This is a genomic window from Paenibacillus odorifer (assembly GCF_000758725.1).
GTDB lineage: Bacteria > Bacillota > Bacilli > Paenibacillales > Paenibacillaceae > Paenibacillus_AQ > Paenibacillus_AQ odorifer.
This window is the reverse complement of the sequence record NZ_CP009428.1, coordinates 1,358,263-1,372,047: the sequence shown is the minus strand read 5'-3', so window position 1 is coordinate 1,372,047 and position 13,785 is coordinate 1,358,263. Positions and strand designations below refer to the sequence as shown.

14 protein-coding genes and 1 riboswitch are annotated in these 13,785 nt (G+C 46.7%); of the genes, 1 reads left to right on the top strand and 13 read right to left on the bottom strand.

The features are described 5' to 3' along the window. Position 1: 1 nt before the first annotated feature. The 9 genes from PODO_RS05935 to PODO_RS05895 form a co-directional block, all read right to left on the bottom strand. Positions 2–805: an energy-coupling factor transporter transmembrane component T family protein gene (locus PODO_RS05935; RefSeq protein WP_038569183.1), complete on the bottom strand. Its 804-nt coding sequence runs from the start codon at positions 803–805 to the stop codon at positions 2–4. Next, positions 798–1,655 (bottom strand): ATP-binding cassette domain-containing protein, encoded by an 858-nt coding sequence (locus PODO_RS05930; protein ID WP_038569181.1) that lies wholly within the window; start codon positions 1,653–1,655, stop codon positions 798–800. The genes PODO_RS05935 and PODO_RS05930 overlap by 8 nt, the downstream gene beginning before the upstream one ends. Beyond that, the gene (locus PODO_RS05925; protein ID WP_036681818.1) at positions 1,640–2,440 is read right to left on the bottom strand and encodes an energy-coupling factor transporter ATPase; all 801 of its coding nucleotides are present in this window, start codon (positions 2,438–2,440) and stop codon (positions 1,640–1,642) included. Before PODO_RS05925 ends, PODO_RS05930 begins: the two co-directional genes overlap by 16 nt. Continuing rightward, on the bottom strand, positions 2,441–3,262 hold the full coding sequence (locus PODO_RS05920; RefSeq protein WP_080742418.1) for an SDR family NAD(P)-dependent oxidoreductase: 822 nt from the start codon (positions 3,260–3,262) through the stop codon (positions 2,441–2,443). 2 nt (positions 3,263–3,264) lie between these two features. Next, complete coding sequence (locus PODO_RS05915; protein ID WP_052096837.1) at positions 3,265–3,606, bottom strand: MaoC family dehydratase; 342 nt, start codon at positions 3,604–3,606, stop codon at positions 3,265–3,267. Next, positions 3,581–3,982, bottom strand: a complete 402-nt coding sequence (locus tag PODO_RS05910; protein ID WP_038569177.1) for an FAS1-like dehydratase domain-containing protein — start codon at positions 3,980–3,982, stop codon at positions 3,581–3,583. Before PODO_RS05910 ends, PODO_RS05915 begins: the two co-directional genes overlap by 26 nt. Next, a complete protein-coding gene (locus PODO_RS05905) occupies positions 3,979–5,130 on the bottom strand; it encodes a thiolase family protein (RefSeq protein ID WP_038569175.1) in 1,152 nt (383 codons plus the stop codon). The genes PODO_RS05910 and PODO_RS05905 overlap by 4 nt, the downstream gene beginning before the upstream one ends. After that, complete coding sequence (locus tag PODO_RS05900) at positions 5,127–6,608, bottom strand: AMP-binding protein (RefSeq protein WP_038569173.1); 1,482 nt, start codon at positions 6,606–6,608, stop codon at positions 5,127–5,129. The genes PODO_RS05905 and PODO_RS05900 overlap by 4 nt, the downstream gene beginning before the upstream one ends. A gap of 278 nt (positions 6,609–6,886) precedes the next feature. Continuing rightward, positions 6,887–7,600, bottom strand: coding sequence for a queuosine precursor transporter (locus PODO_RS05895; protein WP_038569171.1), 714 nt, complete (start codon positions 7,598–7,600; stop codon positions 6,887–6,889). A gap of 10 nt (positions 7,601–7,610) precedes the next feature. Further along, positions 7,611–7,656: riboswitch (PreQ1 riboswitch) on the bottom strand. A gap of 367 nt (positions 7,657–8,023) precedes the next feature. Between PODO_RS05895 and PODO_RS05890 the strand changes: the two genes are divergently transcribed. After that, positions 8,024–9,712, top strand: a complete 1,689-nt coding sequence (locus PODO_RS05890; protein ID WP_038569169.1) for a methyl-accepting chemotaxis protein — start codon at positions 8,024–8,026, stop codon at positions 9,710–9,712. Between the two features lie 1,110 nt (positions 9,713–10,822). Here the strand turns inward: PODO_RS05890 and PODO_RS05885 are convergent. From PODO_RS05885 to cobT, 4 genes are all read right to left on the bottom strand, one after another. Then, positions 10,823–11,149, bottom strand: a complete 327-nt coding sequence (locus PODO_RS05885; RefSeq protein WP_036681801.1) for a YnfA family protein — start codon at positions 11,147–11,149, stop codon at positions 10,823–10,825. A 151-nt stretch (positions 11,150–11,300) separates the two neighbouring features. Beyond that, entirely contained in the window at positions 11,301–12,116 is an 816-nt protein-coding gene (gene cobS / locus PODO_RS05880; protein ID WP_036681799.1) for an adenosylcobinamide-GDP ribazoletransferase, read from the bottom strand. Next, complete coding sequence (gene cobU / locus PODO_RS05875) at positions 12,113–12,661, bottom strand: bifunctional adenosylcobinamide kinase/adenosylcobinamide-phosphate guanylyltransferase (protein ID WP_036681798.1); 549 nt, start codon at positions 12,659–12,661, stop codon at positions 12,113–12,115. Before cobU ends, cobS begins: the two co-directional genes overlap by 4 nt. Further along, positions 12,658–13,719, bottom strand: coding sequence for a nicotinate-nucleotide--dimethylbenzimidazole phosphoribosyltransferase (cobT, locus tag PODO_RS05870; RefSeq protein WP_036681796.1), 1,062 nt, complete (start codon positions 13,717–13,719; stop codon positions 12,658–12,660). The genes cobU and cobT overlap by 4 nt, the downstream gene beginning before the upstream one ends. Positions 13,720–13,785 lie beyond the last annotated feature (66 nt).

Genomic DNA, 13,785 nt, shown 5'->3' with positions numbered 1-13,785 from the left:
TCTACACCTTTCCTATCTTTAAGCAAAGCAGAATCACGGCAAATAAAAGGGCAACTCCCCCTGCCAGATAATCTATCTGCTGAAATTGCAGTCTTTTAAAAGAAGTCCTTCCTTTACCATTACCATAAGCACGCGCATCAATTGCATAGCTCAGCTGTTCAGCACGTTGAATCGTTGTGAAGAGCAGAGGAATAATGATCGGAATGTACGCGTATATCCGTTTAGGCAGTGACAATACTGTAAGATCATAACCTCTAGCCTTTTGTGCGAGAAAGATACGATCAAGCTCCTCCTTGAGGGTAGGGATAAAACGGATCGCAATCACTATCATTAAAGAGAACTGTTCTACGGGTACCTCCAATTTGGATAGAGGGGCAAGCAGCTTTTCCAGACCATAAGCTAAGTCCAGCGGCTTAGTAGTTAAGGTTAGAACTGAGGCTAACAAGATGAGCAATATAATACGCCATACAAAACGTAATCCTATTCGCAGTCCCTCTTCAGTCACCTCGATAAAAAACCATGACCAGAGAACCGTCCCTTTGGTGAACACGGCATTGTAAACAAAAGTAAACAATAAAATAAATAATACCGGCCGCAGCCCTCGCCAAAAAAAATGCACAGGAACTTTCGACAGTAACAACATTCCCAGTACAAAAAAGGTTGCAACAACATAACTAATCCCCGTTCCAAGCATCATAAAGCTAAGCATGAGTATCACGATACTTACAAGCTTTGTACGAGGATCTAAACGATGAAAAATCGAATGTGTCTCCACATATTGACCGACTAATACGGAATCAGCCATGCTCTTGCCCCCTCGAATGCCAAATCGGCAAAATCGCTTCGAGGATATCCTGCTCTTTACAGCTGGCAACTTCAATCTTCTGGTCAGATAATTCCTCCATTAGCTTCAAGAGCTGTACGGGTTCAGGCAAGGATAGTCCAAGTTCCAGCAGTAATTCTTCCTTTTCCAGAAATAATGTTCTGATATCATGATGCCCTTTTAACTGACCTTCATGAAAAACAATGACCTCATCCGAGTATTCGGCAACATCATCCATCTGATGCGAAACGAAGAGGATCGTGTGATTGTCTTGTTGCTGCCATTCCTTTAGTAGCTTCAGCAAAGACACTTGGCTAGCAGGATCGAGACCCGCTGTCGGTTCATCCAAAATCAGCAGCTTCGGATTTGTCATCAGTACAGAGGCAATAGCTACACGGCGCTTTTCACCACCGCTTAACTGGAATGGATTTAAGGGGAGAATTCCCTCAGGCAAACCCACTTGTGGCAAAATCGTTTCAATCGCCTCTGTAATTTGCTGACGTGAAGCGCCCTGTTGATTCAGAGCAAAAGCAAGCTCCTTATACACCGTTGTTTCGAATAGCTGATGCTCAGGATATTGAAAAACGAAACCCAACTCAGGGACAACCTTTAAGCGCCCTTTGGCATCTCTGCTGGCAGGCTGCTGATTAATCCAATAGTCTCCTTTTACGGTGGGAATCAAGCCCTTCAGCACTTTGACAAAGGTAGACTTTCCTGCGCCTGTTGGACCGATAATAGAAATCCATTTGCCCTCAGGAATAGTGCAGTTTATATTGTGCAAAGCCACATGATCGGCATAGTTCACACTTAGATTTTTTAATTGGTAGACCATTGTGATCGAATTATCCCCTTCCAATCGGCTGTTAGCGGTGCTGCTGAATGGAGCAATGTATGTACACGCACTGCGAAGGGCAGATGTAATTGATAGTCCGCAACAGGCATGGTTTCAAAAAAAGTCAGTGGATCGCCGTCAAACTCAAGTCGTCCTTGGTGCAGGAGCAATACGCGTTCTGCTGCAAGCACTTCCTCCATATGGTGGGTGATATGAATAAGGGTCAGGCCTTGACGATGCAGCTCTTGCATGATGGAAAGAACCTGCTGTCTTCCCTGAGGATCAAGCATTGAGGTAGCCTCGTCAAAAATAATGACTTGCGGGCGCATCGCCAATATAGCTGCGATAGCGACACGTTGCTTTTGACCTCCAGATAGCTGATGTGGCATAGCCTCCAGATAATCCTCCATTTGAACGGCCTGCAAGGCATGATCCAATCGGCTGCGCATTTCCTCCCTCGGCACACGGATATTCTCCAAACCAAAAAGCACCTCATCCATAACGGTTGTGGTGATAAACTGATCCTCTGGATTCTGAAAAACAAAACCGATTTGCTGATGAATCTCCGCAAGATCCGTTGGTTTTGCCGTATCCAAGCTCTTAAATTGTACAGCCCCTTTTCGTGGCAGCAGCAGTCCGTCCATGAGCTTTGCAATAGTGGATTTGCCAGAACCATTCGCGCCAACTATCGCCACAAACTCCCCTGCTTCTATCGTAAAGCTAATATCCTCCAGGAGAGGTTGTCCCTTTTTATAATAAAAACAAACTTGATCGAAGGTAAGCATTTATTCACTCCCCTTTTGAAGGTGCCAAGCAGCAAAAAATGCCTCAATGCTGTTCTCGGAAAATGCAGGTGCAGGCTTCTCCCATTTTGTCACTTTTGATCCATTCACAGCAAAGATTTCACCGGTTAAATCCGCGTCGGACTCCCTCAATAATGCAGTCACGAAGGAAGCAATAGCCTCCGGGTCACCTATTCTCCAAAAGTCAGGCAAAGGTTCATTCCGACTGGCATGTTTTTCCCTCAGATGGTCAATTATAGGTCTGGTCATATCCGTTAACGCCGCTGGAGAAATCGCATTGACCCTAATCTGGTCACGTTTCAGCTCTGCTGCGAGCGTCCACATCATGCCGAGTATTCCAGCCTTGGCTGCACTATAATTCACCTGACCCACGGAACCTGCTAGTCCAGCAGCAGAGGTCATCAACAGGATATCCCCACCTGTCTCACGCATATGTGGTAATACTCGTTGAATGCTATAATAGGTGCCATTTAAATGCACATCCAGAACAGTCTTCCACTGTTCATCCGTCATACGCTGACATTTCTGATCCTGCAAAATCCCCGCGTTAGCTATCAACACCTCGATACGACCGTATCGGGCAATGACCTCATCTACCATGGCAGTGACTGCGACTGGATCGGCTACATTAGCAGCGTACCCTAGCGCCTCTCCGCCTGCCTGGCGGATCTCGCGCACAACCTCATCAATTAAGACTTGTTTCGTACCATTTACAACCACTATATAACCTGACTTGCCAAGCTGCATGGCAATACTACGTCCGATCCCTCTTGTTGCACCAGTAATTAAGGCTACTCTATTCATCACTACACCTCTTTCACTGCAAAAGCTCCCGCAGCAATAACATCGCCAGCTTCTGTTGTAAGGATCACTTTCACAAAGCAGTCGTCAGCTGCAAAATCAAAAATCACGACACTATCGACCTCTATAGGCTTATGAAATTTCATATCATATTGAGTGATCCACTGTGTAGGGTGCTCAGCAATATACAAGGATTGAGCTAATCCCATAAGATACATCCCATGTGCGATGGGTCGCTCCAAACCAGCCTTAGCTGCGGCCTCTGCATCTAGATGTATAGGCGCCAAATCTTGGGAAGCAGCTGCATATTGCCGGATAGCCTCAGCAGTTATGCACTTTTTTATCATGATCATCACCTACCCGAATTAACACCGTTTCTGCGGTGACTATAAGCTCACCCTCACACCTACAAACCAGCGTATGTGTGTAAAAAGTCAGTTTACCCTGTCTTCCTTCTTTTTGCACCTCGCCCGTTAACGCTAATTCACAATCCAAAATCATCCCCGCCGTAATCGGAGCCTGATATGAAAATTTCTGAGTGCCGTGAAGCAAGGGTTCACCGATGATTAACCAAGGAATATCGAAGTCTTGCCAGAAAATAATAGGCATCGTCGTAGGAGCGATCAGCTTTCCATTTATCGTCTGCAAGGGTGCTTCAATACTCTGTGCGTAGTCCGAAATCCATTCAGCAGTCATATGGATCTGATGTCGGACACTGTTCATTCTATAACCTCCACGAGTGTTGCCAGACCTATCCCGCCGCCGATTCCCAGAGTAGCAAGCCCTCGTTGGTAAGGAGCATTTTGCATTTCAGCACATAACCGAGTCATTAAAATAGCCCCGGAAGCTCCGTATGGATGGCCTATTGCTAATGCCCCCCCGCCAAGATTGACCTTTTCCTGTGGAATTTGAAGCTCATTCAGTGAAGCCAATACTTGTGAAGCAAAAGCCTCGTTAAACTCTACGATATCTAAATCGGCAACGGTAAGCTTTTGGCGTTTTAACACCTTTTGCACAGCTGGTACAGGCCCTATCCCTAAATAGTTCGGATCTACACCCGCAGCTTGCGCATCCACGACCCGTAAAATAGGCTTCAGCTTAAGCTGCTGGCATTTCTCCCGAGACATCATTAATAGAAGCGCTGCGCCATCATTAATAGGACAGGCATTTCCAGCAGTGACGGTACCCCTTTCTTCAAAAATTGGCGGCAGCTTTTGCAGCTTGTCCAGACTCGTATTAGCCCGAGGACATTCGTCGGTGTTCACCCACTGCCCCTCTACCTGAAGAGGTACTATCTCCTGCTGAAACCGGTCACTTTGCTGAGCATGAACCGCCCTTTGATGGCTTTTCAAGGCATATTGATCCTGCTCTTCTCGAGAAATCCCGTATTTCCGAGCTACATTCTCTGCAGCAATTCCCATATCCGGATCACCGTAAGAGCTAGGCGTAAAATGTGCACGGGTATATAGCTGCGGAACCCCCATTAAGGTCTGTGGTTTAGCCATTTTCCATGGAGCACGGCTCGTACTTTCGACACCACCCGCTAAATAAATCTCACCAGCGCCGCTTTGAATCAGTCTTGCTGCTATATTAATTGCCTCTAGCCCAGATCCGCACTGACGATCCACGGTGACGCCCGGAACCGAAACAGGCAGCCCCGCTTCAAGCGCAGCTACCCGGGCAATATTACCTCCTGGGCCCACAACATTCCCAATAATGACATCATCGATCAGTTCTTTAGGCAAGTTCGTTTCGGCTACAATATGCTGAATAAGTGGCGCCAGTAATGCCTCCGGCTCAAGTGTACTTAATAAGCCACCCATTCTGCCAATCGGTGTACGTTTTGCCATGACAATTACTGCTTCTATCATACCATCGCTCTTTTCACATAGTCTTTCATCGCTTGCCGGGCAATTTTGCCACTGCTTGTATAGATAAATTCATCCAGGGTTAGCAGCTGCTTCGGCGCTTTGTAGCTTGCTAAATACTGGCGGCAATAATTCTTAATTTCGTCGACAGATAAGTGCTGCTCTCCGCTCCACTTCACGAGGGCTATCAGCTGTTCTCCCCAGTAATCGTCAGGCACGCCAAGCACCATCACTTCATCTATTTCCGGAAGAAACTCTAGCACCCTCTCTATTTCTTCTGGATAAACGTTCAGGCCTCCGGATATGATTTTATTCTTCAAACGTCCCGCCATATATAAATAACCAGCTTCATCCTGATAAACATAGTCTTCTAAAATAAGCCATCCCTCTTTAAAAGCTGCTGCTGTCTCATTCGGCAATTGATGGTAGCCTAAAAATATCATATCACTACGCACATATAGCTGCCCAATCTCCCCAGTAGGGACTTCCCGGAACTGTTCATCACGAATGGAAATTTGCACCCCGGGATAAGGTTTTCCTATAGAGGTCGGATTATGCTCGGTCAGAACATTCAAATAACTAATATAACTCGCTTCTGAAGAACCGTAGGATTCATAAAGGCGCGCTCCACCAAACACTTCCATGCCCCTTTTCTTGGACAACTCCGACCACTTTGCACCTGAGCTAATAATCGCATCAATCTGTATCTGCCCAGGTACAGCCTGCAACATCATGGATTCGATCATTGTTGGTACGACGAACAGCACCACACCCGGAATTTGCTGGCACAGCTCTAACACCTTCGTGGCACTAAATTTTTGTGTGATATGAAAGGTTGCTCCACAATATAGACTCTGCATTACGGCGAATAAGGATAGGGAATGCACAAATGGACCTGGTGCCAAAACATCCTTCATAGCGTCCAATTCAAAAGCAATATTCGAGACCTCAAAGCTTTTTAACCATGATAAATGGGTACGCATATAACCTTTGGGCAACCCGGTTGTGCCTGAAGTAAAGCCAATAAATAATAATTCATTCGTCTCATCCAACTCAGCCTCCGGCTTCAGGGCAGCCAGCCACTGATCATAGGAACCTGTTCGTTCATTTGAGAAGGTCAATGTTGGGATCGCTTGATCCTTGAAGACCAGATTCTTTGCGGCTTCCGGCTCGGCAAAAATCATTGTCGGCTGGCACTGTTCTATAATAACCTGCAGTTCATTAGCACTCCATTTGGGATCTAAGGGAATGGGAACACAGCCCGCATAAATCGCCCCCAAGATAACCTCAACAAATTCAATACGATTCGTAGATAAAATCGCGACTTTGTCATGCCTCAGACCCTTTTGCTGTAAGCCATTCGCGATTCTCCGCATCGTTTTTACTAATGTGGCATAGGTATGACTTGCTTGGTCATGGGTTAAGGCAATGCTGTCGGGCTGCTGTGCTGCATGACACAGTATAGGAACTACTAGATTCATCCTTGATCACACCTGTTCGTAATTTCTGTGACTACCAATTATATACATTTTCTTCAATCGGACTGCCCCGCAAGTCCAGCCCAGACTAAAGTATATGTGTTAAGCGCCATCGCAGGCGCTCCTGTTAAACTAACCCGCTAGAATTGCTATGATAGCTTATTTTAGCTTTATATTATTTTTATGTACACATTTTCATGTAACTATTAAGTCCATCTTACAACTAAAAAAATAGCCAGCACGCATCGATTATGATCGGTACGCGCTGGCTGTATTGTTGTTTAGTCCTTCTTTTGAACGGTCGATGGTGTACCCTCTTCAGAAAAAGTAAAGGTTCGGGCGATATATAAGATAGGTGTGCTTACTGCGGTTAGTAAGAACTTCGCTAGATAAGTTGTAAGCAAAATTTCAAGCCATACATTCCAGTCATACAAGCCCGCAAACGCAATGGTGCAGAAGATAAGTGTATCCACAAAGGAGCTAATCATCGTACTGCCGTTGGAACGAATCCACAGCTGACTTGAGGTGCTGTAATATTTACGAATCCAAGAGTACAACCGAACATCTAGGAACTGACTAATGAAGTAAGCAGTAAGACTACCCAAAGCTAGTCGAGGCATCAGCCCAAAAATCGTCTCCAAAGAAGACTGAGCGATATCGGTCTCCTGTGGCTTAAATACTAGTACCATCTGCATAATGACTGTAGTCATAAGCAAGGTGAAGAAACCAAACCAGACCGCTTTACGTGCTTCCGCTCTTCCGTACTTCTCATTAAGCAAATCGCTGGTCATATACAAAGTGACATACATCGTATTTCCGAGTGTCATCACAATATCAAATGGCATAGCAATCGTCTTAGCTACCTGAATGTTAGCAATTACAGTAGCAATACCTACCCAGGCATACATTCCACTTTTCCCGAACAGGCGGTAACAGAGTAGAAAAAAGGCAAAATTGACAATAACAAATAAAACTCCCCACAACAAATTAAACATATTACTGAAACTCCTCCTAGTTTTGTTTACGCGGGATGGTTACGAACCGCGGCTTACATTATTAAATTTTTGGAACAAAACATTAATACTCTATCACAATAGCGCTTAACAATCCATAAAAATAATATTTTTATATGAAATTGGTAGTTCCAGTTCTTTTTTTTCGACAATTATCTAAAATAGTCAGCAATAATTCATTTTTTTCAGAAAAAAATGCTCTATAGGACAAAACTTTCACTATTCATCCAGAGGTTAATTCTATAGAATAGTATCAAACACCTTATTCCCGATCCATTTAGTAGAAATATGACATAACTATGGAATATATCTCGGGTCGCCAATTTCCAGCAGTTGGCATGGAGTATCTAGTGAAGACCAAAAAAAGAAATGACCTCACCGTCCATAAAAAAAGGAGAGAACGATATGTTTCGTATCAAGCATTCGATCAGTCGCAAATTCACGCGTTTATTATTTGTTGTTCTGTTGCTCACGTCTCTTTTGTTAAGCACCAGCTTCTACTTTATCTCCATCAATATCTTCAACAGCTATGTTATGCCACAGATTAACAAAATCCTTACTGCCGCTGCTCAGGACGTATATAAGAATCTCAACGTAATGCACGCCCAGCAAACCCTAAATAAGAACGATCAGTCTGCCACCAATCTCGAGTTCTATTTTCAGGAAAAGAGGAAACAACATGGAGTGGAAACCATTTTTCTGGTCAATCTGAAAGGGAAAGAAGCTGAGATTCTATCCGCAGATCACGATGCAAAATTGCAACGGGCAGAAAGTGTCACCGTATCCTCTGCAATGCAACAAGCCTCTAAAGGAAAAACTGGACTAAGCGATACATATAGCGACGCACATGGTATACATAAAACAGCTTATATCGGTATTCCCGGAAGTACGATGATCATCGGTGTAAGCAGTGACGTAAGCTTCATTCAAGAAAAAACAGACAGCATTCTATGGACAAGTGCCGGCATCACACTTCTGACGTTGATCATCGGCCTAACTGGTGCATGGTTTATGAGTGTGCGTATAACACGTCCAATCTCAAAACTGGCAGCTTATAGTGCCCGGCTCGCAGAGGGAGATTTCACCGAAGAATTATCAATTAAAGGAAATGACGAAGTTGCACAGTTGTCCGTAAGCTTCCAAGCGATGACCCAACGCCTGAAAGAAATGATCGGACATGTACTGGTAACCTCTAATACTGTCGTTGCAGATTCCAACTCTTTAAAAGAACGTGTTGAGGTTCTCAATGATATGGCAGAACACTCCAGCTCATCGGTAGTAGAAATCGGCAAAGGTAGTACGACTATCGCTAGCAGTGCATCAGATAACTCGAGAGCAATGGAAGAAATCAATTTAGGCATTCAAAGTATTGCCTCAGCAGCGAATGAAGTCACGGAGCAAATCAGTGAGGCTTCCGCTGAAGCAAGTGGCGGTAATGAAATTGCTCAAAGTGCCGTGCTGCAAATGCGCCAGGTTGAACGTGCTTCCCTACAGTCGCTGGATCAATTACAAATCATGAATGAGCGTTCAGTAATGATCGGAGAAGTCGTTCACAGCATTACTGAAATTACGAAACAGATCCAAATGCTGTCGCTGAATGCTTCAATCGAAGCTGCACGCGCAGGAGAGCATGGACGCGGCTTTGCTGTTGTTGCCGGAGAAGTACGCAAGCTGTCTGAACAATCCCGTAACGCAAACGAACAGATCCGTGACTTCCTACTTGGCCTTCAGGAAGATATGAGCCGCTCCGTTACTGAGATGAACCACGTGAATTCTGAGGTTGCCTCTGGAGTCGGCAAGGTAGCAGAAGCAGGTGATGCCTTTAATCACCTCTTGATCCTTATCCAAAGCATCAATCACAGCATCCAATCCGTATCTGCGGCTACACAGCAAATCTCGGCAAGTACAGAAGAAGTCAGTGCTTCCGTCGAAGAAACTGCACAAATTACATCAAGATCGCAAGAAAGTGCGGACACACTCGCTGCTAACTCAGAGCGGCAGCGCGTCGAACTGGAAGGCCATGCAGAAACCGTTAAACATCTGTATGAGCAAGCCAAGAAACTCCAAGAAGCTGTGCAGCAATTTAAGATCTAACGCTTGTAAACTAAAAACCCCCGTTCACACGAAAGTGTTGAAGGGGGTTTTTTAGTTTATGGCTCGCTAGCGCTTGCTGAGGTCTCGCTTAGGCTTGGGGGCATACGCTAGGCTTGCGCGGAGCTCTCGCTTAGACTCAGGGTGCATGCGCTAGGCTTGCGCGGAGCTCTCGCTTAGACTCAGGGTGCATACGCTAGGCTTGCGCGGAGCTCTCGCTTAGACTCAGGGTGCATGCGCTAGGCTTGCGCGAAGCTCTCGCTTAGACTCATCACGCCATTTGCTGCTGGCTTGCGGACTCAGATGCCGCTATTACTCGAAAAACTGCCATTTGGAGACTTTTTCGGACTCGAGAGACGCTATGGCCTCATAATCAACCCAGACTAAGCCTATTTTGTTCAAATAGCGCCTCTGGTGTCCGAAAACGCTCCAAAATAACCCTTTTTTTCGCAAATAAGGTCTCCTGAGTCCGGAGCCAAGTTACTCAAAGTTCCTCCATGGATGCTACCTACAGCAAATTACTCAAAGTTCCTCCGTGGATGCTACCTACAGCTAATTACTCTAAGTTCCTCCGTGGATGCTACCTACAGCAAATTACTCAAAGTTCCTCTGTGGATGCTACCTACAGCAAATTACTCAAAGTTCCTCCGTGGATGCTACCTACTGCAAATTACTCTAAGTTCCTCCGTGGATGCTACCTACAGCAAATTACTCAAAGTTCCTCTGTGGATGCTACCTACAGCAAATTACTCAAAGTTCCTCCGTGGATGCTACCTACAGCAATAGAATCAGCTACATGCACTAGCTTGCGCGAAGCTCTCACTTAGACCTCAGCACGCTATTTGCTGCTGGCTTGCGGACTCAGATGCCGCTATTACTCGAAAAAATGCCATTTGGAGGCTTTTTCGGACTCGAGAGACGCTATGGCCTCATAATCAACCCAGACTCAGCCTTTTTTGTTCAAATAGCGCCTCTGGTGTCCGAAAACGCTCCAAAATAACCCTTTTTTTCGCAAATAAGGTCCCTTGAGTCCGAAGCCAAGTTACTCACTCAGTAAAAACTAGGTTACTCAGCTTTCATTCAGCTTTTATGGCTAAGCAAACATCACTCAACTTAGTGTCGCGGTGCCCAGAGGATGACCGATACACCAATCACACAAATACCTGCTCCGACCCAGTCATATACGTCTGGTGTCTTCTTGTCTACAAGCCATCCCCATAAGACCGCGAGCACGATAAACACCCCGCCGTAAGCCGCATACACTCTGCCGAAGGAAGGGAATTTCTGCAACGTAGGGATAATCCCATACGCTATCAGAATCAAGGACCCCACTAAGCCGTACCAAAGTGGCCTTGATTCTCTCAACCATAACCACACTAAATATCCGCCACCGATCTCAGCAAGGCCAGCAATTATAAATAGCAGAATGGCAAATAACATGTCATCCCTCTTCCCTGTCAATCTCCTTAAAACGCAAAGGTTACTCATAACAAATTGTACTCAAGGTTCACCCGTAGAGCTACCTACAAACTACTCAAGGTTCATCCGTGGGGCTACCTACAGCAAACTACTCAAGATACATCCGTGGAGCTTACATTAAATTGTGCTGGAGCAGCAATAACACTAGCAGCAGCACAACCTCCAGCAGCTCGTTCAGCGCGCCGTACACGTCGCCGGTGAGCCCGCCGAGCCGGCTGCTGATCCGCCGCGCAGCTGCGGTGCCGCAGGCCAAGGCCGCGACCGGCAGCAGCAGAGCTGCCGCCAGATGCAGCGGCCACGCGGCTAAGCCAGCGCCGAGCGCCAGTGGCGCAGCGGCGGCGGCCAGCGAGAGCAGCGCGGCGACTGCCAGCGCGCGCCGCTCATGCGAGGAAGCTAGGCCGGCGAAGTTCGCGGCCAGCCCCTCGTCTCCACGGGCAATGGGATAACACACCATTGCCCGCACCATATACCAGCGGCTCCAGACCGCTGGTACCAAGAGCAGCGGCAGCTCGTAGTAGGTGTAGCCTTCGATTAGAGCTGCCAGCAAAGAAGCTTTAAACAGCAGGAGCAGCACGCAGGCGAGTACGCCCATCGCACCCACACGGCTGTCCTTCATAATCTCCAGGGCACGCTCCCGTGGCCGATAGCTGAGCAGACCATCTGCGCTGTCCATCCAGCCATCAAGATGCAACCCGCCTGTGAGGCTTACCCACAGAATCAGAGTGATCACTGCTGCTGGCCAAGCAGGTAAAAGCAATCCCGTCAGGGCTGCTCCAGCAGCTACGCACAGCCCAATTGCTGCGCCTACCATGGGATAGAAGATCACACTGCGGCGCAGCAGTTCAGGAGAGAATCCCGGATCACCTTTTACAGGAAATCGTGATAAGAACTGAAAGGCAGCTACGGCCGCATCCCTACGCTCCCTCATAAACGATACTCCCTGCTCTTCAGCTCAATCGGAATCCCAACAGTTACTAGAAAGACCTGTTCGCATTGCCGAGCGATCAGCGCGTTCATTCGTCCCGCCAGATCACGATACAATCGGCCAAGCGCATACTCTGGAACAATCCCGTCGCCAACCTCATTAGTGACCAGAATAAGCGTCCCTTGGAAAGAACGCACACTGTCTTCAAGTCTTGTTATCTCACTCTCAACAAGCTCTTGCCTATTTTCAAAACCTTCCACGGCCAATAATGCATTGGATAACCATAAGGTTAAACAATCTACGAGCACCGCTTTTTCACCCGATAATCGCTTTAGCAGATCTGGTAAATCATACGGTTCCTCAAGCGTCTCCCAAGCGTAACCACTTTCCATTCGTTGATGCTGATGCAGAGCAATCCGTTCCTTCATTTCGTCGTCAAAAGCCTGTCCGGTTGCTACATAGAAGGCCTGATCTGCCAGTGAATGCATCAATTTTTCTGCAAAACCACTTTTACCGCTACGTGCGCCTCCCGTTACAAGAATGCTCATCGTTGACCAGCTCCAGAGATGCCTGCACTTTCAAAGGTTGCCATTTCGCTCAAAATGCGGCAGATCGCCTCGATTAAATGAAGGCATAATACTCCCCCTGTTCCCTCACCCAATCGCAGACCGAGATTAAGCAGCGGTTCAAGTCCAAGCTGCTCTAGCATTAGCTTATGACCCCGTTCTCCTGATACATGAGAGGCTATCATATAAGCGATGGATTCAGGTGCAAGGGCTTTTGCCACAAGCGCTGCCGCCCCCGAAATAAAACCATCCAAAATGATAGGTGTCCGATTAGCAGCCGCACCAAGAATCAGTCCCGCCAAGCCAGCGATTTCCAGTCCGCCAACTTTAGATAATACATCCAACGGATCTGCTGAATTCGGCTGATTTACCTTTAAGGCGCGTTCCACTACTGCAATTTTATGTAGTAAACGTTCATCATCAATTCCCGTTCCTCGTCCCACAGCTACTTCAGGGGCTATTCCTTTGAGAGCACATAGAATGGCAGCACTAGCCGTAGTATTCCCAATGCCCATTTCGCCTGTTATAAAAATCTCCGTTCCGTCTTTAATCGCTTCCTGCGCAACTCTTATCCCAACAAGAAGAGCATTCATGGCATCCTCACGACTCATCGCAGGTCCCACAGCCATGTTATCCGTTCCCCGGCGCACTTTACGATCAATCAGATCAACATGACCGAGATCGCCGTTTATGCCGATATCAACAAACTGTACCTCTGCCCCAGCTTGACGTGCCAATACATTTACAGCCGCTCCACCGCTGAGAAAGTTATGGGCCATCTGCAGCGTGACTTCCTGTGGAAATGCACTAACCCCTTCGCAGCATACCCCGTGGTCAGCAGCCATCACAACAACTGTTCGTTTGGTGAAACTAGGCTGCTCCGTACCCGAAATTCCAGCGAGCTTAACAGCTAGAGGTTCCAATTGTCCCAAACTGCCCGGAGGTTTGGTCAGAATGTTCAGCCGATGCTCCGCCTTGAGGATGGACTGATCATCAGCCGGAATGATTTGTTTAATTACGTCTTGAATATCTGAAAGCATATAATTACGACCTCCTATTAAATGTATCCGTATAACCTATTCTATCTCATATTCGCAGAAAAGCCC

Bases quoted from the DNA above. Each gene is read 5' to 3' on its own strand.
- PODO_RS05895 (WP_038569171.1), bottom strand. From the start codon at position 7,600: ATGTTTAATTTGTTGTGGGGAGTTTTATTTGTTATTGTCAATTTTGCC.
- PODO_RS05905 (WP_038569175.1), bottom strand. From the start codon at position 5,130: ATGATAGAAGCAGTAATTGTCATGGCAAAACGTACACCGATTGGCAGA.
- PODO_RS05885 (WP_036681801.1), bottom strand. From the start codon at position 11,149: ATGTTATTTGCCATTCTGCTATTTATAATTGCTGGCCTTGCTGAGATC.
- PODO_RS05890 (WP_038569169.1), top strand. From the start codon at position 8,024: ATGTTTCGTATCAAGCATTCGATCAGTCGCAAATTCACGCGTTTATTA.
- PODO_RS05915 (WP_052096837.1), bottom strand. From the start codon at position 3,606: ATGATAAAAAAGTGCATAACTGCTGAGGCTATCCGGCAATATGCAGCT.
- cobT (WP_036681796.1), bottom strand. From the start codon at position 13,719: ATGCTTTCAGATATTCAAGACGTAATTAAACAAATCATTCCGGCTGAT.
- PODO_RS05910 (WP_038569177.1), bottom strand. From the start codon at position 3,982: ATGAACAGTGTCCGACATCAGATCCATATGACTGCTGAATGGATTTCG.
- PODO_RS05900 (WP_038569173.1), bottom strand. From the start codon at position 6,608: ATGAATCTAGTAGTTCCTATACTGTGTCATGCAGCACAGCAGCCCGAC.
- PODO_RS05920 (WP_080742418.1), bottom strand. From the start codon at position 3,262: ATGAATAGAGTAGCCTTAATTACTGGTGCAACAAGAGGGATCGGACGT.
- cobU (WP_036681798.1), bottom strand. From the start codon at position 12,661: ATGAGCATTCTTGTAACGGGAGGCGCACGTAGCGGTAAAAGTGGTTTT.
- PODO_RS05930 (WP_038569181.1), bottom strand. From the start codon at position 1,655: ATGGTCTACCAATTAAAAAATCTAAGTGTGAACTATGCCGATCATGTG.
- PODO_RS05935 (WP_038569183.1), bottom strand. From the start codon at position 805: ATGGCTGATTCCGTATTAGTCGGTCAATATGTGGAGACACATTCGATT.
- cobS (WP_036681799.1), bottom strand. From the start codon at position 12,116: ATGAGGGAGCGTAGGGATGCGGCCGTAGCTGCCTTTCAGTTCTTATCA.
- PODO_RS05925 (WP_036681818.1), bottom strand. From the start codon at position 2,440: ATGCTTACCTTCGATCAAGTTTGTTTTTATTATAAAAAGGGACAACCT.